We start from the raw sequence: 20,258 nt of genomic DNA, 5'->3' as shown, positions 1-20,258 counted from the left end.
CCCCCCCCCCCCCCCCCCCCCCCCCCCCCCCCCCCCCCCCCCCCCCCCCCCCCCCCCCCCCCCCCCCCCCCCCCCCCCCCCCCCCCCCCCCCCCCCCCCCCCCCCCCCCCCCCCCCCCCCCCCGCCGGGGGGACGGGGCGTCGTGGTTCCGGGGGAGCCGCGGACGCACCGGGGGTGGTGCCGCGAGATCGCGGCACCACCCCCGTGCCGTTCACCGGGCGCTCACTCCGCGGTGCCGACCAGCCCGATCTGGCAGGTCATCCCGTTCGGGCCGTGGTTGCAGTACCCGTTCGGGACCTTCTGCAGGTACTGCTGGTGGTGCTCCTCGGCGTACCAGAACGGCCCCGCCTCGGCCGCCGGGCGGATCTCCGTGGTGATCTCCCCGTGGCCGTGCTCGGTCAGCTCGCGCTGGAACGTCTCGCGGGTGCGCCGAGCGGCCTCGAGCTGCGCGTCGGTCGTGGTGTACACCGCCGAGCGGTACTCCGTGCCGCGGTCGTTGCCCTGCCGGAAGCCCTGCGTGGGGTCGTGGTTCTCCCAGAAGACCTTCAGCAGCTGCTCCGCGCTCGTCACGGCCGGGTCGTAGGCCACCAGGACCGTCTCGGCGTGGCCGGTGCGGCCGGTCACCGACTCCTCGTACGTCGGGTTCTCGGTGAAGCCGCCCTGGTACCCGGCCGCGGTGGTCACCACGCCCGGCTGTCGCCAGAAGATGCGCTCCGCGCCCCAGAAGCAGCCCATGGCGAAGGAGATCACCTCGGTGCTCTCCGGCCACGGCCCCTCCAGCGGGGTGCCGAGCACCGCGTGCTCCGCGGGGACCTCGAAGCGGCGGGCCGGCGAGCCGGCCAGGGCCTCCTCACGGGTCACCATGCGCGTCTTGTACGGGTTGCCGAACAGCAATGCGTGCTCCTCCCTCGTGGTGACCGGTGCAACCGCGCGGGGCCCGGCGACCTTCCCGCGCTGCGTAGGCTTGCCGACCGTGACGACTCCCGACAGCCCCACCGGCGGCAAGCCCGCGACGCCCGGCTTCTCCACCCGCGCCCTGCACGCCGGCCAGGAGGCCGACCCGGCCACCGGCGCCGTCGTGACCCCGATCTACCAGGTGTCCACCTACAAGCAGGACGGCGTCGGCGGCCTGCGCACCGGCCTGGGCACCGGCTACGAGTACTCCCGCTCCGGCAACCCCACCCGCACCGCGCTGGAGGTGCAGCTGGCCGCCCTGGAGCAGGGCGACGCCGCCTTCGCGTTCGCCTCCGGCCTGGCCGCCGAGGACACCGTGCTGCGCGCGCTGCTGAAGCCCGGCGACCACGTCGTCATCCCGAACGACGCCTACGGCGGCACCTACCGCCTGGTGAAGAAGGTCGCCGAGCCGTGGGGCGTGCAGCACACCCCGACCGACCTCGCCGACCTCGACGCCGTGCGCGAGGCGGTGCGTCCCGGCGCGACCCGCCTGGTGTGGCTGGAGACCCCCACCAACCCGCTGCTCACGATCGGCGACATCGCCGCCATCGCCGAGATCGCCCACGCCGCCGGCGCGCTGCTCGTCGTGGACAACACCTTCGCCACGTCCTACCTGCAGACCCCGCTGCTGCTGGGCGCCGACCTCGTCGTGCACTCCACGACCAAGTACGCCGGCGGGCACTCCGACGTCGTCGGTGGCGCCGTCGTCGTCCGCGACGGCGACGACGGCCGCGGCAGCACCATCGCCGAGCGCATCGGCTTCCACCAGAACTCCATGGGCGCCGTGCCCGGCCCGTTCGACTCCTGGCTCGTGCAGCGCGGCCTGAAGACCCTCGCGGTGCGCATGGACCGGCACTGCGACAACGCCGAGCGGATCGTGGAGTTCCTGCAGTCCCACCCGCGCGTGACGAAGGTGCTCTACCCGGGGCTGCCCGAGTTCCGCAACCACGACGTCGCCGTCAAGCAGATGCGCCGCTTCGGCGGGATGATCTCCTTCCGCACCGCGAGCGTCGAGGACGCCCTGAGCGTGTGCAAGGGCACCGAGCTGTTCACCCTGGCCGAGTCCCTCGGCGGCGTGGAATCCCTCGTGGAGCACCCCGGCAGGATGACCCACGCCTCGGTGGCGGGTTCCCTCCTGGAGGTCCCGGACGACCTCGTGCGCCTGTCCGTGGGCCTGGAGGACGCGGACGACCTCATCGCGGACCTCGCGACCGCCCTGGGCTGACGCTCCCGCCTCCCCGTCGCGAGGGTCGCCCGCGTGGTCGCCGTGGTGGGCCGGGGGGCTGCGGCCGGCTCTCCGCCCGCTGCCGGGTGCACCCGGGTGAGGTGCCCGGGGATGAGCGGGCGGAGAGCCCGACGGCAGGGCCACCCCACCGCCCGGGCGAGAACCCGGCCGCGGTGGGGGAAACCCCCGCACGCAGACACCCGCCCACCCCCTCGAACGCGGTGCGCGGCTCCGGTCGGATGGGAACACCCAACCGCCGACGTCAGGAGACCGCCGTGACCACCACCCTCGCCGCCCCCTCGCGCCGCTCGGTGCTCAGCGCCCTCGGGGGGGCCGCGCTCACCGCCGGGGCCGTCGCCGCGGCACCCGGGGCGACCGCGACCCCCCGCCGCCGGCGCCACCCGCTGCAGGAGCACCTGGACCACCTCGTGCACGACGTCGGGTTCCCGTCCGCGCTGGCGAGCGTGCGCGATCCCGACGGGCGCGTGGACGACCTCACCGCGAGCTCCGTCGGGCCGGTGCCCGTGGACGGGCGCGTCCGCGTCGGCAGCAACACCAAGACGTACGTGGCGACCGTCGTGCTGCAGCTCGTCGACGAGGGGCTCGTCGACCTCGACGAGCCGGTGGAGGCGCACCTGCCCGGACTGCTGCGCGGCCCCGCCGGGGACGGCCGCGAGATCACGGTGCGGCAGGTCCTGCAGCACACCGCCGGCCTGCCGAACTACACCGGCTCCTTCGGCACCACCGACTGGTTCGAGCTGCGCGAGCGGTACTACGAGCCGCGCCAGCTCCTCGACCTCGCCGCCGACCAGCCCGCGACGGCGGCGCCGGGGCAGGAGTGGGCCTACAGCAACACCGGGTACGTGGTCGCGGGTCTGCTCGCCCAGCGGGTCACCGGCCGGCCCCTGGCGGAACTGGTGCGGACCCGGATCGCCGGTCCGCTGGGGTTGTGCGAGACCTTCTTCCCGCACCCGGGGGAGCAGGGGTTCCGCGGCGAGCACCCGTCGGCCTTCCACCGCGACTCCGCCACGCAGCCCTGGCGCGACATCACGCTGCTCGACCCGTCGTGGGGGTGGGCGGCCGGTGCGCTCGTCGCCACGCCCAGCGAGCTCAACCGCTTCACCGTCGCACTGCTGTCCGGGGAGCTGGTCCCCGGCGAGCAGCTGGAGCAGATGCGCACCACCGTCCCCTCCCCGGACCTGTGGGAGGGCGCGCGCTACGGGCTGGGGCTGTCCAGCTCGCCCCTGCCGGACGGCACCCTCCTGTGGGGCCACGGCGGGGACATCCCCGGGTTCGAGACGCGCGGCGGCGCCACCGAGGACGGGCGCGCGGTCACGATCGCGGTGACGGCGCTGCCGAACGCTGTCGCGGCCGACGAGGAGGGGGCGCTCGCGGCGGCGAACGCGGTGCTGGACGCGGTGCGTGCTGCGTTCGCCTGAGTCCTCCACGGGTTTCGTCCGCGTGGTCGCCGTGGTCGCCGTGGTGGGCCGGTGGGGGTGCTGCGGCCGCCGGCCTCCGCACCCCCACCGTCCTGTCGCTCGCTGCGGTACCCGTCCGCTCCGGCTCGGCCGGGAACGCGGCGCCCCTGAAGATCACCGTGATCAAGGAAGTGGCAACTTCCTTGATCACGGCGGAGTGAGGTGGAGAGCCCGACGGCAGGGGCCACCGCACCACCCGGGCGAGGCCCCGAGCCGGCCGCGCTGACCGGGGGCGGGCGCTCAGGAAGCGCGCCGCCGGGAGGAACGCCCCGACCGCGAGCGGAGGTAGTCGTCGACGACGAACTGCCCGAGGCGTTCGGGGCTGGGGCTCAGGACGCGCCCGCCGTTGCGGCGGGCGACGGCCTCGACGAACCGGCGCAGGCCGGGGTCCTCGCCGAGCATGAACAGGTTGATCGTGGCGCCGGAGCGGGTGAGGTGGTCGACCTCGGCGACGGTCGCGCGGATCGTCGCGGAGGTGGGGGGCCACTGGAAGACCGCCTCGGGGGTGCCGCCGCTGTCGTCGAGGTGGGCGGTGGGCTCGCCGTCGGTGATGACGAGGACGACGGGTTCGGCGGCGGGGTGCCGGCGCAGGTGGCGGCGGGCGAGGCTCAGGGCGTGCTGGAGGTTCGTGCCCTGCACGAAGTCGGGTTCGACCTCGGCGAGCTCGCCGAGGGTCATGGGGGCGGCGTGCAGGCCGAAGCCGATGATCTGCAGGGCGTCGCCGGGGAACTTGGTGGACACGAGGTGGCTGAGTGCCAGCGCGGTCTCCTTCATGGGGCCCCACCGGCCCTCCGCCGCCATGGAGAACGACAGGTCCACGCACAGGGCCACGGCGGCGGAGGCGCGCCGCTCGGTCTCGACGACCTCGAAGTCCTCCCAGCTCAGGCGCACGGCGCCGCCGGGGGAGGGGCGGGTGCGGCGCAGGGCGTTGGAGACGGTGCGCACCACGTCGAGGGGTTGCTCGTCGCCGAACTCCCAGCGGCGGGTGGCACCGGTGGGTTCGCCGCCCGCACCGGCGCTGGTGTTCTCGTGGTCGCCGCGGCCGTCGCTCGTGACGCGGTTCAGCACGTCGCGCAGCGCGCTCTGCCCGAGGCGGCGCAGCGCCTTGGGGGACAGGGTGAGGCCCTGGCCGGAGCGGGTGAGCCAGCCCTGCCGCTGCAGTTCGCGCTCCAGCTCCTTCAGGCGGCGCAGGTCGTCGGCGGCGCCGCGGCCGAGCTGGCGCTCGAGGGCGTCCACGTCGACGTCGTCGAGGGTGGCGCCGGGGTGCTCCTGGCCGAGGGAGTCGAGCAGGTCGTCGAGCTCGGAGATCTCCTGCAGGGCGTCGGCGGCCTCGCCGTAGCCGAGGGGTTCGCTGCCGCGGGCGCCGCGCACGCGCTCGCCGCGGCCCGCGTCGAGGTCGGGGCGCAGGGCGCGCAGGTTGTCGGAGAGCTGCGCCATCTGGGCCTGGAGGTCCAGGTCGTCGCCGAACGCCTGCTGCACGAGCTGCGAGAGCTCCTCGCGCTGCTGGGGGGACAGCGAGCGCATGAGGCGCGCGGCGGCGGCGGCGCGACGGGCGAGCAGGTCGACCAGCCCGTCGAGGTCCTCCACCCCTTCCGCGTCCGCGCCGAGCGCCTCGCCGTGCCTCGACATGAACTCCTCGAAGCCGGCCTGCGTGTCCTCGCCGCGCGCCTTCTGCGCGAGCAGGTCGTTGAGGTCGGCGATCATGTCCTTCACCGCCTGCACCGCGGCCGGGTCGCCGCCGGACAGGGCCTGCTTCACGCCGCGGAACTGCTGGCCGAGGACGTCGTCGCGCAGCCCGTCGAGGATCCGCCGGTACTGCTGCCGGGCCTGCTCGGACGCCCAGTCGTAGTCCTCCAGGTCGCGCACGGCCTGCGCGGTGGAGCGGGGCAGGGCGTCCAGGCGCGCTTCGGCGAAGCGGGCGTCGTCGGCGCGGGGGTCGTCGCCGGTGCGGGTGGCGAGCTCCTCGCGCTCGGCGGCCAGGGCCTGGTCGAGCTGGGCGCGCGCCTTCGTCAGGGCGCCGTCGAGGTCGCCGCGCCGGGCGGCCTCGCGGCGCAGGCGGGCGGCGCGGGCCCGCAGGTCCTCCAGGCCGGAGCGTCCGTCGGGGCCGTGGCGCAGCAGGTCGCGCAGCGCCTCGCGCAGCGACCCCCCGTTCAGCACCTCCTGCCCGACGCGGTCGACGGCGGCGCGCACGTCGTGGGGCGGGGCGAGGGGGTCGGGGCCGCCGGCCCACTCGCCGTACCGGTAGCGCCCGCCGCGCCGCCGCGCCCAGGACCGGCCCCGCGCATCGCTCATGCGCCCGACGCTACGTCCGGTGCCGCTGCGGCGCCACGCCCCGCTGCCCCGTCCTCGCGGTGACCGGCTCGCTGCGTCCGGCGCCGGCGAGCCGCACCGTCAGCCGGTCCGGCCGGCGGAGGGGGTCGCGCTGAACCAGCTCCCGGCCAGCGCCTGCAGCACACCGGACTCGACGGGAGCCGCCGCGGCGTGCACGGGCGGGAAGAGCTTGAGGACGACGTGCTCGTCGGCGTACACGGGCAGCGAGCCGCCGGGGAGGCGTCGCACCCCTCCCGGATCGAGGCAGCTCAATGACAGCTTGTCTTTACAAAAAGGGCCCTCGCGGTGGCATGATGGCGCCGTCCGCCGATCCGTGACCGAGGAGGCTCCCCTCGTGACCACCACGACCGCCAGCTCCACCGCCGCCGCTGGCAGCGCCGCGTCGCAGCGCAGCGACCACCCGATCGTCGAGCACTGGATCGGCGGTGCCCCGACCGCCGGGTCCGGCGACCGGTTCGCCGACGTCTACGACCCCGCGACCGGCCGCGTCACGAAGAACGTGGCGCTGGCCGCGCCCGCGGATGTGGAGGCCGCCGTGGCCGCCGCCCGCGCCGCGTTCCCGGCCTGGCGGGACACCTCGCTCGCCCGGCGCACCACGGTGCTCTTCAAGTTCCGCGAGCTGCTGAACGCCCGCAAGGGCGAGCTCGCCGAGATCATCACCGCCGAGCACGGCAAGGTCCTCTCCGACGCCCTGGGCGAGGTCTCCCGCGGGCAGGAGGTCGTGGAGCTCGCGTGCGGGATCAACCACCTGCTCAAGGGCGGGTTCAGCGAGAACGCCTCCACGAAGGTCGACGTGTACTCGGTGCGCCAGCCCCTCGGCGTGGTCGGCATCATCTCGCCGTTCAACTTCCCGGCCATGGTGCCCATGTGGTTCTTCCCCGTCGCGATCGCCGCGGGCAACACCGTGGTGCTCAAGCCCAGCGAGAAGGACCCCTCGGCGGCGAACTTCATCGCACAGCTGTGGAAGGACGCCGGGCTGCCGGACGGGGTGTTCAACGTCCTGCACGGCGACAAGGTCGCCGTCGACGGGCTGCTCACCCACCCCGACGTCGCCTCGATCTCCTTCGTGGGGTCGACGCCGATCGCGCAGTACGTCTACGAGACGGGCACCGCGCACGGCAAGCGCGTGCAGGCCCTGGGTGGGGCGAAGAACCACATGCTGGTGCTGCCCGACGCGGACCTGGACCTGGCCGCCGACGCCGCCGTGAACGCCGGTTTCGGCTCCGCGGGTGAGCGCTGCATGGCGGTGTCCGCGCTGGTGGTGGTCGACTCGATCGCCGACGAGCTCATCGCGAAGATCAAGGAGCGCGTGGCGACGCTGCGCACCGGCGACGGCCGTCGCGGCTGCGACATGGGTCCGCTGGTCACCGGCGCGCACCGCGACAAGGTCACCGGGTACGTCGACGCGGGCGTGCGCGAGGGCGCCGAGCTCGTCATCGACGGCCGCGAGGTCGTCCCCGACGGCGACGCGGACGGCTTCTGGCTGGGCCCCACCCTCTTCGACAAGGTCTCCACGGACATGTCGATCTACACCGACGAGATCTTCGGTCCCGTCCTGTCCGTGCTGCGCGTGGACGGTTACGACGACGGCATGGAGATGATCAACGCCAACAGGTACGGCAACGGCGTGGCAATCTTCACCAACGACGGCGGTGCGGCCCGCAGGTTCCGCAACGAGGTGCAGGTCGGCATGATCGGCATCAACGTGCCGGTGCCGGTACCGGTGGCCTACTACTCGTTCGGCGGCTGGAAGGCGTCCCTGTTCGGCGACACGCACGCCCACGGCACCGAGGGCGTGCACTTCTTCACCCGCGGCAAGGTCGTCACGGAGCGGTGGCTGGACCCCTCCCACGGCGGGCTGAACCTGGGGTTCCCGCAGAACTCCTGACGCCCGCCTCCGGGGGTGCCGACCGTCGCGGGAGCGCGTGCGGCACCTCCGGCCCGCCGGTGCGAGCGGTGGCGCGGGTCTGCGGCCCGAGCAGCCGGGGTGCGCCGACGTGGACCCCGGCCGCGGTCGTGACCGTGCGCTCGAGGGGTCCCCTGGTGGGACCGGCTCGGCGCGATCGCCCCCGTAGGATCGGGGTTCCCACCTTGGAGGCCCCTGCATGACCCTCGAGCAGCTGTCCAGCCTCGACCGCAGCACCCTGCGCGAGCGCGCGCTGGCCGTGTTGCGGGCCGCCATCACCTCCGGCCGCTACCGCCCGGGGGACCACCTGGGCGAGGTGGACCTCTCCCAGCAGCTGGGGGTCAGCCGCGGCACGGTGCGCGAGGCGCTGCGCCACCTGGAGCAGGAGGGGCTGGTCACGGCCGGCATGCGCGGGATGCTGCGCGTGCGGGCGTTGTCCGTGCGCGAGGTGGACGAGCTGTTCCGGGTGCGCGCGGTGCTGGAGGGCCTGGCGGTCGAGGAGATCGCCGCCCGGCCGGACCGCGACGCCGCCGTCGCCGTGCTGCGCGAGGCGCTGGGGCGCATCGCCGAGGCGGGCGACTTCGAGGCGCGCCTGCGCGCCGACCTGGGGTTCCACCTGCGGCTGTGCGAGCTGTCCGGCAACTCGATGCTCGTGGACAGCTGGCGGCACCTGGAGGGGCGCATGCAGGTCACCATCATGAGCCTGGACCCCGCCACCTGGGCGTCGATGACCTCCGGGGACCGCCACCTGCCCATCGTCGAGGCACTGGGGCGCGGCGACGCGGCCACGGCGGTCGCCGTGGTCCGCGAGCACATGGCGACCGCGGCCGAGCAGTACGCCGCCGCCCACGCCGCCTGAGCGCCCGGTCCGGCGGGTCGCCGCCGGGGCGTCCCGTTGACAAGACCCCGGGGGTGGAGCCACCATCGACGCCTGTTGAGTGTTGACACTCGGCAGTCCGCCGCAGGAACGATCGATGGAGATCACCATGTCGGAACGACCCGTGCAGCCGGACGGAGCCCCCCTCGCCCCCGCGTCCTCGCGACACCCGGTGGAAGGCACCCCCGCCCGCAAGCGGGTGGCGGTCGGCTCCTCCATCGGCGCCACCATCGAGACCTACGACTTCATCGGTTTCGGCACCGCAGCCGCGCTGTACTTCAACGACGCCTTCTTCCCCTCCGAGGACCCGCTGTCCGGCACGCTGCTGTCGTTCGCCACCCTCGGCATCGGGTTCGCGGTGCGCCCGCTGGGCGGCATCATCGGCGGCTACCTCGGCGACCGGATCGGCCGCAAGCCCGTCCTCGTCGCCTCGCTGCTGACGATGGGCATCGCCACCGTCTGCATCGGCCTGCTGCCCACCTACGCCCAGGTCGGCGTGTGGGCCGGTGTCCTGCTCACCCTCGTCCGCGTCGTGCAGGGCCTCGCCTTCGGGGCCGAGTGGGGCGGCGCGATCCTCATGACCTTCGAGCACGCCCCGTGGCGCAAGAAGGGCCTGTACACCGGGATCACCCAGGCCGGTTTCCCCCTGGGCCTGCTGCTGGCCAACGCCGCGTTCCTGCTCAGCGTGCCCCTCGGCGGCACGTGGGCCTGGCGCGTGCCGTTCCTGCTGAGCGCCGTGCTCATCGCCGTCGGCATCGTCATCCGCCTCAAGGTCGAGGAGTCCCCGGAGTTCACCGAGCTCAAGGAGGAGGGGGAGGTCGCGAAGAACCCCCTCAAGGACGTCCTGCGCGACGACTGGCGCAGCATCGTGCGCGCCTTCTGCCTGCGCGTGGCCGAGACCGCCGGGTACGCCGTCTCCGTGACGTTCGTGCTGACGTACCTGCGCGAGGAGGAGCTGGCCGACCGCACGCTCACCCTGACGGCGCTCATGACGGCGGCCGCGCTGGGCATCGTCGCCACCACGGCGTGGGGTGCCCTCACCGACCGGGTCGGCCGTCGGCCCGTGTACCTGTTCGGCACCGTGCTCACCGTGCTGTGGGGCGTGCCGCTGTTCCTCACCCTCAACACCGGTGCCGCCGTGGCGATCGTGCTGGCGTTCGTCGTCAGCTACGCGGTCTGCCAGAACTGCCTCGCCGGCGTGCAGGGCGCGTGGTTCTCCGAGCTGTTCTCCGCGAAGACCCGCACCTCGGGGGCGTCGCTGGCCTACCAGTTGTCCGCCGTCGTCTCCGGTTTCACCCCCTTCATCGTGGTCTTCCTCTACGACGCCACCGGCTGGGTCGGTCCCGCGCTGCTGTTCAGCGCCTACGGCCTGTGCGGGTTCGTGGCCGCCGTCGTCACCCGTGAGACGTGGGGCCCGGCGCAGCGCGCCGAGGTCGCCCGGCTCGAGGCGGCCTCGGGCGCCGGTTCGCGGTCCCACTCGGTCGGCTCCGTCGGCTGAGCCGTCCACCACGTCCCCCACCCCCTACACAGGAGGATCTCCGTGACCACCGTGCACGCGGCGCCGCCGCGCAGCGCCGAGGACCGCGCCACCCTGGTGGCGCGCCTGGAGGAGGCGGCGCACCGCATCCGCCACCACGCCCTGCTGATGGGCGAGGTGCAGGGCCAGGGCTACATCGGCCAGGCCCTCGGCGTCGCCGACGTCCTCGCCGTCGCCTACCGCGACCAGCTGCGCTACCGGCCCGAGGAACCGGAGTGGCCCGGTCGCGACCGGTTCCTGCTGTCCATCGGGCACTACGCCATCGCCCTGTACGCCGCGCTGGCCGAGGCCGGCACCATCGGGGTCGACGAGCTGGAGACGTACGGCTCCGACGGCTCCCGCCTGCCGATGTCCGGCATGGCGTCGTACACCCCGGGCATGGAGATCTCCGGCGGTTCGCTCGGGCACGGCCTGGGCGTCGCCACCGGCATGGCGCTGGGCCTGCGGCTGCAGGGCAACCCCGCCCGGGTGTTCAACCTCCTCTCCGACGGTGAGCTGGACGAGGGGTCCACGTGGGAAGCGGCCATGTCGTGCGCCCACCACGGCCTCGACAACGTCACCGCGATCGTCGACGTCAACGCGCTGCAGGCGGACGGGCCCACCGCCGGGGTGCTGCGCACCGAACCGGTCACCGACAAGTGGCGCGCCTTCGGCTGGCACGCCGTGCGCGTCGACGGCAACGACGTCGCCGCCCTGGTCGACGCCTTCGACGAGCTCGCCGCCCACCGGGGTTCGCCGAAGGTGCTGATCTGCGACACCCGCGTGGGTCACGGGGTGCCGATGCTCGCCTCGCGCGAGAAGGCCCACTTCATGCGCGTCGAGGAGCACGAGTGGGCGCAGGCCAGGACCCAGCTGGACGAAGGGAGGGCGTCGTGAGCGCCACCACCGGGAAGAAGCCCGCCCTGAAGACCTCGGCGATGATCGCCTCGTTCGCCGACCCGGGGCAGCGGACCACGAGCGCACCGTTCGGGCACGCGCTGGCACGCCTGGCCGAGCAGCGCCCCGAGGTCGTCGGGCTGTCCGCGGACCTCGCGAAGTACACCGACATGCACGTCTTCCGCGAAGCCCACCCCGAGCGGTTCTTCCAGATGGGCATGGCCGAGCAGACGATGCTGGGCGCCGCGGCCGGCATGGCCGAGGTGGGCCTGGTGCCGTTCGCCTCCACCTACTCGGTGTTCGCCACCCGGCGCGCCTACGACTTCCTGTGCCTGGACATCGCCGAGCCGAACCTCAACGTCAACGTGGTCGGCGCCCTGCCCGGCCTCACGACCGGGTACGGCCCCAGCCACCAGGCCACCGAGGACCTCGCCATCCTGCGCGGCTGCCCGAACCTGACGATCGTCGACCCCTGCGACTCGGTCGACATCGAGCAGGCGGTCCCGCAACTGGCCGACCACCCCGGCCCGACCTACCTGCGGTTGCTGCGCGGCAAGGTCCCCACGGTCCTCGACGAGTACGACTACCGGTTCCAGCTCGGCAAGGCCGCTGAACTGCGCACCGGCCGCGACGTCGTCCTGATCTCCACCGGCCTGATGACGATGCGCGCGCTGCAGGCCGCGCAGCGCCTCGAGGCCGACCACGTGGACGTCGCCGTGCTCCACGTGCCGACCATCAAGCCGTTCGACCGCGAGGCCGTCCTCGCCGCGGCGAGCACCGACCGGCTCGTGGTGACGCTGGAGAACCACACCGTCGTCGGCGGCCTGGCCGAGTCGGTCGCCTCCACCCTGGCGTTCGCCGGGGTCGGCACCAAGGTCGTGCCGATCGCGCTGCCCGACGAGTTCCTCGCCGCCGGTGCGCTCCCGACGCTGCACGACCGCTACGGGCTGTCCACGGACGCCGTCGTGCAGCGGGTGCGCGCCGAGCTGGGCGGACGCCCGGCCCCCACCGCCGCACCCGCCGCTCAGCCCACCGCCCCGCCCACCGCCTGAACCGCTGGAGGAACCCCGTGACCGTCTCCGACAAGACCGCCGTCGTCACCGGTGGTGGCTCAGTGCGCGGCATCGGCCGCGCCACCGCGCACGCCCTGGCCGCCGCCGGCTGGAACGTCGCGGTGCTGGACCTCGACGAGGCCAGCGCGAAGGACGCTGCCCACGAGGTCGGCGAGCGCGCCGGCGTGCGGACCGCCGGCATCGCCTGCGACGTCACCGACGAGACCTCGGTCGAGGGTGCGCTCAGCGTGCTCGCCGACGCGCTGCCGCCCGTCGGTGCGCTCGTGAACAACGCCGGCATCACCTCGCCCGTGCCCTTCCTGGAGGTCGGGGGCGCGGAGTGGGACCGCGTCTTCGCGGTCAACGTGCGCGGTGCGTACAACGTGACCCGCCGGCTGGTGCCGGGGATGGTCGAGCGCGGCTTCGGACGCGTGGTGTTCCTCTCCTCTGTCTCCGCCGAGCGTGGCGGCGGTGTGTTCGGCGGGGTGGCGTACTCGGCGGCCAAGGCCGCCCAGCTCGGCTTCGCCCGTGCCCTGGCCCGCGAGGTCGGCCCGCACGGCGTCACCGTGAACTCCGTCGCACCCGGCCTGGTCGACACCGACATCACCGCGGGCAAGCTGAGCGGCGAGCGCGAGGAGCAGCTGCTGGCCGGCGTGCCCGTCGGGCGCAAGGGTCGCGTGCAGGACGTGGCGGACCTCATCACGTACCTGTGCCGGGAGCAGACCTCGTACGTCACCGGCGCCACGTACGACGTCAACGGCGGTTCGCACATCCACTGACGGCTCCGCTCGCCGGGCGCGCGGTGCGCCCTTGACGTCGGTGCGCCCACCCGACAGGGTCGCCCCGAGCCCGACCGACCGATGGAGGAGGCAGGCCGTGTTCCGCAAGGTGCTGGTGGCGAACCGGGGGGAGATCGCGGTCCGGGGGTTCCGGGCCGCGTACGAGCTGGGGGCGCGCACCGTCGCGGTGTACGCCCACGAGGACCGCAACTCCATCCACCGCTCCAAGGCGGACGAGGCGTACCTCATCGGTGAGCGCGGGCACCCGGTGCGCGCCTACCTGGACGTCGCGGAGGTCGTCCGGGTGGCGAGGGAGTCGGGAGCCGACGCGGTCTACCCCGGGTACGGGTTCCTCTCGGAGAACCCGCACCTGGCCCGGGCGTGCGCAGACGCGGGCATCGCGTTCGTGGGTCCGCCGGCGCGGGTGCTGGAGCTGGCGGGCAACAAGGTCTCGGCGGTGGCCGCGGCGCGGGCGGCGGGCATCGCGACCCTGGAGTCCTCCGCGCCGTCCGCGGACGCCGGGGAGCTGATCGCCGCCGCGGACGGCGTGGGGTTCCCCGTGTTCGTCAAGGCGGTGGCCGGTGGTGGCGGCCGCGGGATGCGGCTGGTGCGCACGGCGCGCGAGCTGCCCGACGCGCTGGCCGCGGCGATGCGCGAGGCCGACGGGGCGTTCGGCGACCCGACCGTATTCCTGGAGCGCGCCGTGGAACGCCCGCGGCACGTGGAGGTCCAGGTCCTCGCCGACGCCTCCGGCGAGGTGGTGCACCTGTTCGAGCGCGACTGCTCCCTGCAGCGCCGGCACCAGAAGGTCGTCGAGATCGCGCCAGCGCCGAACCTCGACGAGGAGGTGCGCCGCGCCCTGCACGCGGACGCGGTCCGCTTCGCCCGCGAGATCGGCTACGTCAACGCCGGCACCGTGGAGTTCCTCGTCGCCACCGCGGGGGAGCGGGCCGGGGAGCACGCGTTCATCGAGATGAACCCGCGCATCCAGGTGGAGCACACGGTGACCGAGGAGGTCACCGACGTCGACCTGGTGCAGTCGCAGCTGCGCATCGCCGCGGGGGAGTCCCTGGCGGGCCTGGGACTGCACCAGGAGGCGCTCCGCGTCAACGGTGCGGCGCTGCAGTGCCGCATCACCACCGAGGACCCGGCCAACGGCTTCCGCCCCGACACCGGGCGGATCTCCGCCTACCGCTCCGCCGGCGGCGCCGGGGTGCGCCTGGACGGCGGCACCGCCAACGCCGGCGCCGAGGTGTCCCCGCACTTCGACTCCATGCTCGTCAAGCTGACCTGCCGGGGCCGGGACTTCCCCGCGGCCGTGGCCCGCGCGCGCCGGGCGCTGGCGGAGTTCCGCATCCGCGGGGTCGCGACGAACATCTCGTTCCTGCAGGCGGTGCTGGACCACCCCGACTTCACCGCCGGGCGGGTGGACACCTCGTTCATCGCCGAGCACCCCGAGCTGGCCGTCTCCCGCACGCCCGCCGACCGCGGCACCCGCTTGCTGACGCACCTGGCGGACGTCACCGTGAACACCCCGAACGGCCGCCCGCCGGTGCACGTGCACCCGCGCGAGAAGCTGCCGCGCACGGCTCCGGGCGTGGCCGCCGCCGAGCCGCCGAGGGGTTCGAAGCAGCGCCTCGACGAACTGGGCCCGGAGGGTTTCGCGCGGTGGCTGCGCGACGAGAGCCGCGTCCACGTCACCGACACCACGTTCCGCGACGCCCACCAGTCCCTGCTGGCGACGCGGGTGCGCACCGCCGACCTGCTGGCGGTCGCCCCGCACGTGGCGCGCACGCTCCCGGGCCTGCTGAGCCTGGAGTGCTGGGGCGGGGCGACCTACGACGTGGCGCTGCGCTTCCTGGGCGAGGACCCGTGGGCGCGGCTGGCGGCGCTGCGCGAGGCGGTGCCGAACGTGTGCTTGCAGATGCTGCTGCGCGGGCGCAACACCGTCGGCTACACCCCCTACCCGCTGGCGGTGACCGACGCGTTCGTCGCCGAGGCCGTGGCCACCGGGGTCGACGTGTTCCGCATCTTCGACGCCCTCAACGACGCCGGCCAGGTCGAGCCGGCGATCCGCGCGGTGCGCGAGGCCGGCGGGGCGGTGGCCGAGGCGGCGCTGTGCTACACGGGGAACCTCTCGAACCCGGCCGAGGACCTCTACACCCTGTCGTACTACCTGCGGCTGGCGGAGCGTTTCGTCGCGGCCGGTGCGCACGTGCTGGCGGTCAAGGACATGGCCGGGTTGCTGCGCCCGGCGGCGGCCCGGGAACTGGTCGGTGCGCTGCGCCGCGAGTTCGACCTGCCGGTGCACCTGCACACGCACGACACCGCCGGCGGTCAGCTGGCGACGCTGCTGGCCGCGGTCGACGCGGGCGTGGACGCGGTGGACGTGGCGGTGGCCTCGATGGCCGGCACCACCAGCCAGCCGTCGATGTCGGCGCTGGTCGCCGCCACCGAGCACACCGCGCGCGAGACGCCGCTGGACCTGCGCGCCGCGATGGACCTGGAGCCGTACTGGGAGGCGGTGCGCCGCGTGTACGCGCCGTTCGAGTCGGGGCTGGCCGGCCCCACCGGGCGCGTGTACGAGCACGAGATCCCCGGCGGGCAGTTGTCCAACCTGCGCCAGCAGGCCATCGCCCTGGGCCTGGGGGAGCGGTTCGAGGCGATCGAGACGGCGTACGCGGCCGTGGACCGGGTGCTGGGCCGGCTGGTGAAGGTCACCCCCAGCTCCAAGGTGGTCGGCGACCTCGCGCTGCAGCTGGTCGCGGCCGGCGTGGACAGCCAGGAGGCGGTGGCGGCGTTCGCCGAGGACCCCTCGGGGGTGGACCTGCCGGACTCCGTGGTGGGGTTCCTCGCCGGCGAGCTTGGTACGCCGCCGGGCGGCTGGCCCGAGCCGTTCCGCTCGAAGGCGCTGGCCGGGCGCACCGCCCGCACGACGGCCGCGGAGGTTCCGGCCGAGGAGGCCGAGCACCTGGCCTCGCCGGGGCCGCGCCGGCGCGAGGCGCTGAACCGGCTGCTGTTCCCGGGGCCGGCGAAGGCGTTCGCGGAGCACCGCGCCGCCTTCGGGGACACCTCGGTGCTGGACACCCTCGACGCGCTGTACGGGCTGCGACCCGGCGTGGAGCACGTGGTGCACCTGGAGCAGGGCGTGCAGCTCATCGTGGTGCTCGAGGCGGTCTCCGACCCGGACGAGCGGGGGATGCGCACGGTGCTGGCCAGCCTCAACGGGCAGGTGCGCCCGGTGCAGGTGCGCGACCGCTCGGTGGACGTGCGCACCCGCACCGCCGAGAAGGCCGACCCGGCCGACCCCACCCACCTGCCCGCCCCCTACGCAGGCACCGTCACCCTCGCCGTGGCGGTGGGCGAGGCCGTGGAGGCCGGGCAGGTGCTCGCCACCATCGAGGCGATGAAGATGGAGGCCGCCATCACCGCCCCGCGTGCCGGGACGGTCCTGCACGTCGCGGTGGACCCGGTGCAGTCCGTGGACGCCGGGGACCTGCTGCTGCGCCTGCAGCCGGCGTGAGGGCGCCCGCCGCCCGGCGCGCGGGCGGGGCGGCGGGTCAGTCCTCGGCGCTGTGGTGCAGCGCGCGGACGGGGGTGCGCCCCTCGACGACGTCGTCGGCCAGCTCCTCCAGGGTGCGGTCCCGGGCGTAGGCCCGGGCACGCAGCAGCGCCAGGGCGTCCGCGTCGGGCAGGCCCAGCACCTGCCGGCACATGCTGATCACCATCCACACGCGCTGGCGGCGCCGGGCGGCGGGTGCGTCCAGCCAGGCGGGCTCACCCGGGCCGGTGGCGGGGCCGAGCAGCTCGGTGCCGATGAGCGAGGCCACCAGCTGCGCGCGCTCCGCGTCCCGGGACGCCGCCGGCTCCGGCCGGCGCAGGTGCAGGTCGAGGATCCCCGCCGGTCCCGGGCCCGGCCGCAGCGGCACGGCGATCACGCTGCGGAAAGGGGTGCGGCGGTGCAACTGGTCGTGCAGCACGGGCCACGTGCGCCGCAGCGACGCCTCACCGGCCACGACGGGGCCGCCCTCGGTCCACGCGAGGAGGCCGGGGCCCTGCCCGACGGTGAACTGCCAGCGCTCCGCGGCGGCGGCCGCGTCGTCGCTCGCCCCGATCGGCAGGTGCCACAGGCCGCCGCTCGTCACGCTGATCGTGGCGCCGTCCGCGGCCAGCACGTCGCGGCACGCGGCGGCCAGCGCGGTCGCCCGCAGCTCAGGGCCGCCCCGGCCGGCGTGCCGGTCGCAGGCGGCCCTGAACCGCGCGAGGAGGTCGTCCACGGTGTTCCCGACCGGGGCGCGGTCAGCCCGCGGTGGGCCGGAACCGGCGCAACCGCAGGCTGTTCGTCACCACGAACAGCGACGACAGCGCCATCGCCAGCCCCGCCAGCAGCGGGTTGAGCAACCCCGCCACCGCCAGCGGGATCGCGGCGACGTTGTAGGCGAACGCCCAGAACAGGTTCGCCCGGATGGTGCGCAGCGTGGCGCGCGAGAGCCGCAGCGCGTCCACGGCCACGAGCAGGTCGTCGCGCATCAGGGTCAGGTCCGCGGCGCGCGCAGCCACGTCGGTGCCGGTGCCCATCGCCACACCCAGGTCGGCGGCGGCCAGGGCGGGGGCGTCGTTGACGCCGTCGCCGACCACGGCGACCGTGCGGCCCTCGGCCTGCAGGCGGCGCACCACGTCCACCTTGCCCTCGGGCAGCACCTCGGCGATCACCTCGTCGATGCCGACGCGGGCCGCCACGGCGTGCGCGGCACGGGAGTTGTCTCCGGTCAGCAGCACCGGGCGCAGGCCCAGCCCGCGCAGCCGGGTCACGGCCTCCGCGCTGGTGGGGCGCACGGTGTCGGAGACCACGAGGACCCCGCGGGCCGCGCCGTCCCAGCCGACGGCCACGGCGGTGCGCCCGGCCGCCTCGGCCTCGTCGCGGGCCGCGGCCAGCTCCGCCGGCAGCGGCTGCGCCCACTCGCCCTCCAGCCAGGAGGCGCGCCCGGCGACGACGGCGCGGTCCTCGACCACGCCGGCGACCCCCAGCCCGCCGGTGGAGGCGAAGGACTCCACGGCCGGCAGGCGCAGCCCCCGCGCGCGGGCGCCGGCGGCGACGGCCGCCGCGACCGGGTGCTCGGAGGCGTCCTCCAGCGCGCCGGCCAGCCGCAGCAGTTCCGCCTCGTCCACCCCGGTGGCGGGGTGGACCGAGGCCAGCGCCATCCGGCCGGTCGTGATGGTGCCGGTCTTGTCGAGCACGACGGTGTCCACGCGGCGGGTGGACTCCAAGGCCTCGGGGCCCTTGACGAACACGCCGAGCTGGGCGCCGCGGCCGGTGCCCACGAGCAGGGCGGTGGGGGTGGCCAGGCCCAGCGCGCACGGGCAGGCGATGACGAGGACCGCCACGGCCGCGGTGAACGCGGCCTCGGCGCCGTGCCCGGTGAGCAGCCAGCCGGCGAGCGTGGCCAGCGAGATGAGCAGCACCACCGGCACGAACACCCCGGAGACGCGGTCGGCGAGGCGCTGCACCGCCGCCTTGCCGGACTGCGCGTCCTCCACCATCCGGGCCATCTGCGCCAGGCGGGTGCCGGCGCCCACGGAGGTGGCGCGCACCACCAGGCGCCCGCCGGCGTTGACGGTGGCGCCGGTGACGGCGTCGCCGACGCCGACCTCCACGGGCACCGGCTCACCGGTCAGCAGGGCGGTGTCCACCGCGCCGGAACCCTCGACGACCACGCCGTCGGTGGCGATCTTCTCGCCCGGCCGCACGACGAACTCGTCGCCGACGGCCAGGGCGTCCACGCCCACGCGCTCCTCGCGCCCGTCGCGCAGGACGGCCACGTCCTTGGCGCCCAGGTCCAGCAGGGCGCGCAGGGCCTCGCCGGAGCGGCGCTTGGCGCGCGCCTCCAGGTAGCGGCCGGTCAGCAGGAACACGGTGACCGCGGCGGCGACCTCGAGGTACAGCTCCTCCGCGCCGCCGCGGGCGGGCAGCAGGGAGAACTCCATCCGCATGCCCGGCATCCCGGCGTGGCCGAGGAACAGCGCGTACAGCGACCAGCCGAACGCGGCGAGCACGCCCAGGCTGACGAGGGTGTCCATGGTGGCCGCGCCGTGCCGGGCGTTGGTGAACGCCGCCCGGTGGAACGGCCAGGCGCCCCACACCGCGACCGGTGCGGCCAGGGTCAGCGCCAGCCACTGCCAGTTCAGGAACTGCAGGGCCGGCACCATCGACAGCAGCGCCACCGGGACGGTGAGGGCCGCCGAGACGAGCACGCGGTGGCGCAGTGCCGCGGTGCGGGGGTCGCCCTCCTCCTCCCGGGCCCCGCCCTCACCGCTGCCCGGTGCCGCGGGGGCGGGTTCGGGCGGTGCGGGCAGCACCGCGGTGTACCCGGTGGCCTCGACGACGGCGATGGCGTCGGCGACGTCGGTGCCCTCGGGCAGCGCCACGCGCGCCTTCTCGGTGGCGTAGTTGACGCTGGCCTCCACGCCCGGCATCCGGTTGAGCTTCTTCTCCACCCGGGCCGCGCACGAGGCGCACGTCATGCCGCCGATCTCCAGCTCGACCGTGCGCACCGCCAGAGCTGCGGAGGGTTCCTCGCTCACGGCCGGCCCGCGGCGAGCTCGTACCCGGCCTCGTCCACGGCGGCGGCCACGGCCGCCTCGTCCAGGGGGGTGCTGGACGTGACCGTGAGCGTGGAGGTGCCGCCAGCGACGAGGGCCACGTCCACGGAGGTGACGCCGTCGATCGCGCCGACCTCGTCGCGCACGGAGTTCACGCAGTGCTGGCACGTCATGCCGGTGACCTCGTAGGACTGCTGGTTCACGGTTCCTCCTGGGTGTCGCTGGTGCTCGCTGTGTCCCGCGGGGCGGGAGGGGTCAGGACCGCACGAGGCGGGCGATGGCGTCGGACGCCTCCTTGACCTTCGCGTCGGCGTCCGGGCCGCCCCGGCGGGCGGCGTCGACGACGCAGTGCGCCAGGTGGTCGTCGAGGAGCTGCAGCGCCACGGCCTGCAGGGCCTTGGTGGCCGCGGACACCTGGGTGAGCACGTCGATGCAGTAGGTGTCCTCCTCGACCATGCGGTGCAGGCCGCGGACCTGGCCCTCGATGCGGCGCAGGCGCTTGAGCACCTGCTCCTTGTCGTCGTCGTAGCCGGCCACGGCCGCCTCCTCCATCACTCGTCCCGTACCCCTGGGGGGTACCTGGTGAACAGGGTGTCACGCGGGTCTGTTCCCGTCGAGCCGGTGGCGTGCTCCCGCGTCGTGG

General features: G+C 74.8%; 16 protein-coding genes. 9 read left to right on the top strand and 7 right to left on the bottom strand.

Annotation, left to right across the window (positions count from 1 at the left end; translation table 11 throughout):
- Positions 1–222: 222 nt before the first annotated feature.
- The gene (gene msrA / locus ACRYR9_RS01930; protein ID WP_432491976.1) at positions 223–864 is read right to left on the bottom strand and encodes a peptide-methionine (S)-S-oxide reductase MsrA; all 642 of its coding nucleotides are present in this window, start codon (positions 862–864) and stop codon (positions 223–225) included.
- A 109-nt stretch (positions 865–973) separates the two neighbouring features.
- Between msrA and ACRYR9_RS01925 the strand changes: the two genes are divergently transcribed.
- Both ACRYR9_RS01925 and ACRYR9_RS01920 read left to right on the top strand, forming a co-directional pair.
- A complete protein-coding gene (locus ACRYR9_RS01925) occupies positions 974–2,179 on the top strand; it encodes a cystathionine gamma-synthase (protein ID WP_432491838.1) in 1,206 nt (401 codons plus the stop codon).
- Between the two features lie 239 nt (positions 2,180–2,418).
- Positions 2,419–3,618, top strand: a complete 1,200-nt coding sequence (locus tag ACRYR9_RS01920) for a serine hydrolase domain-containing protein (RefSeq protein WP_432491840.1) — start codon at positions 2,419–2,421, stop codon at positions 3,616–3,618.
- A 279-nt stretch (positions 3,619–3,897) separates the two neighbouring features.
- On the opposite strand, the gene ACRYR9_RS01915 is transcribed toward ACRYR9_RS01920, so the two are convergent.
- Both ACRYR9_RS01915 and ACRYR9_RS01910 read right to left on the bottom strand, forming a co-directional pair.
- Positions 3,898–5,949, bottom strand: a complete 2,052-nt coding sequence (locus tag ACRYR9_RS01915; protein ID WP_432491842.1) for a vWA domain-containing protein — start codon at positions 5,947–5,949, stop codon at positions 3,898–3,900.
- Between the two features lie 99 nt (positions 5,950–6,048).
- The gene (locus ACRYR9_RS01910; RefSeq protein WP_432491844.1) at positions 6,049–6,216 is read right to left on the bottom strand and encodes a hypothetical protein; all 168 of its coding nucleotides are present in this window, start codon (positions 6,214–6,216) and stop codon (positions 6,049–6,051) included.
- A 175-nt stretch (positions 6,217–6,391) separates the two neighbouring features.
- Between ACRYR9_RS01910 and ACRYR9_RS01905 the strand changes: the two genes are divergently transcribed.
- From ACRYR9_RS01905 to ACRYR9_RS01875, 7 genes are all read left to right on the top strand, one after another.
- On the top strand, positions 6,392–7,876 hold the full coding sequence (locus ACRYR9_RS01905) for a CoA-acylating methylmalonate-semialdehyde dehydrogenase (RefSeq protein WP_432491978.1): 1,485 nt from the start codon (positions 6,392–6,394) through the stop codon (positions 7,874–7,876).
- Positions 7,877–8,093: 217 nt separating this feature from the next.
- Positions 8,094–8,753: a GntR family transcriptional regulator gene (locus ACRYR9_RS01900; RefSeq protein ID WP_432491846.1), complete on the top strand. Its 660-nt coding sequence runs from the start codon at positions 8,094–8,096 to the stop codon at positions 8,751–8,753.
- A gap of 190 nt (positions 8,754–8,943) precedes the next feature.
- Complete coding sequence (locus ACRYR9_RS01895; protein ID WP_432491848.1) at positions 8,944–10,269, top strand: MFS transporter; 1,326 nt, start codon at positions 8,944–8,946, stop codon at positions 10,267–10,269.
- Between the two features lie 36 nt (positions 10,270–10,305).
- The gene (locus ACRYR9_RS01890) at positions 10,306–11,184 is read left to right on the top strand and encodes a transketolase (protein ID WP_432540177.1); all 879 of its coding nucleotides are present in this window, start codon (positions 10,306–10,308) and stop codon (positions 11,182–11,184) included.
- Positions 11,185–11,225: 41 nt separating this feature from the next.
- The gene (locus tag ACRYR9_RS01885) at positions 11,226–12,236 is read left to right on the top strand and encodes a transketolase family protein (protein WP_432491982.1); all 1,011 of its coding nucleotides are present in this window, start codon (positions 11,226–11,228) and stop codon (positions 12,234–12,236) included.
- A 17-nt stretch (positions 12,237–12,253) separates the two neighbouring features.
- The gene (locus ACRYR9_RS01880) at positions 12,254–13,015 is read left to right on the top strand and encodes an SDR family NAD(P)-dependent oxidoreductase (protein ID WP_432491850.1); all 762 of its coding nucleotides are present in this window, start codon (positions 12,254–12,256) and stop codon (positions 13,013–13,015) included.
- A gap of 97 nt (positions 13,016–13,112) precedes the next feature.
- Positions 13,113–16,538, top strand: coding sequence for a pyruvate carboxylase (locus ACRYR9_RS01875; protein ID WP_432491852.1), 3,426 nt, complete (start codon positions 13,113–13,115; stop codon positions 16,536–16,538).
- A gap of 37 nt (positions 16,539–16,575) precedes the next feature.
- Here ACRYR9_RS01875 and ACRYR9_RS01870 read toward each other — a convergent pair whose 3' ends face one another.
- The 4 genes from ACRYR9_RS01870 to ACRYR9_RS01855 are packed head-to-tail and all read right to left on the bottom strand — an operon-like array spanning position 16,576 to position 20,167.
- The gene (locus ACRYR9_RS01870; RefSeq protein WP_432491854.1) at positions 16,576–17,292 is read right to left on the bottom strand and encodes a GAF domain-containing protein; all 717 of its coding nucleotides are present in this window, start codon (positions 17,290–17,292) and stop codon (positions 16,576–16,578) included.
- Between the two features lie 22 nt (positions 17,293–17,314).
- Entirely contained in the window at positions 17,315–19,537 is a 2,223-nt protein-coding gene (locus ACRYR9_RS01865) for a heavy metal translocating P-type ATPase (protein WP_432491984.1), read from the bottom strand.
- Between the two features lie 56 nt (positions 19,538–19,593).
- Entirely contained in the window at positions 19,594–19,818 is a 225-nt protein-coding gene (locus tag ACRYR9_RS01860; protein ID WP_432491856.1) for a heavy-metal-associated domain-containing protein, read from the bottom strand.
- Between the two features lie 52 nt (positions 19,819–19,870).
- The gene (locus ACRYR9_RS01855; RefSeq protein WP_432491858.1) at positions 19,871–20,167 is read right to left on the bottom strand and encodes a metal-sensitive transcriptional regulator; all 297 of its coding nucleotides are present in this window, start codon (positions 20,165–20,167) and stop codon (positions 19,871–19,873) included.
- Positions 20,168–20,258: the final 91 nt, after the last annotated feature.

It is taken from the genome of Kineococcus auxinigenes, from assembly GCF_050871525.1.
GTDB lineage: Bacteria > Actinomycetota > Actinomycetes > Actinomycetales > Kineococcaceae > Kineococcus.
Note: the sequence above shows the minus strand (reverse complement) of the source record. Positions and strands in the feature narration are given on the sequence as shown.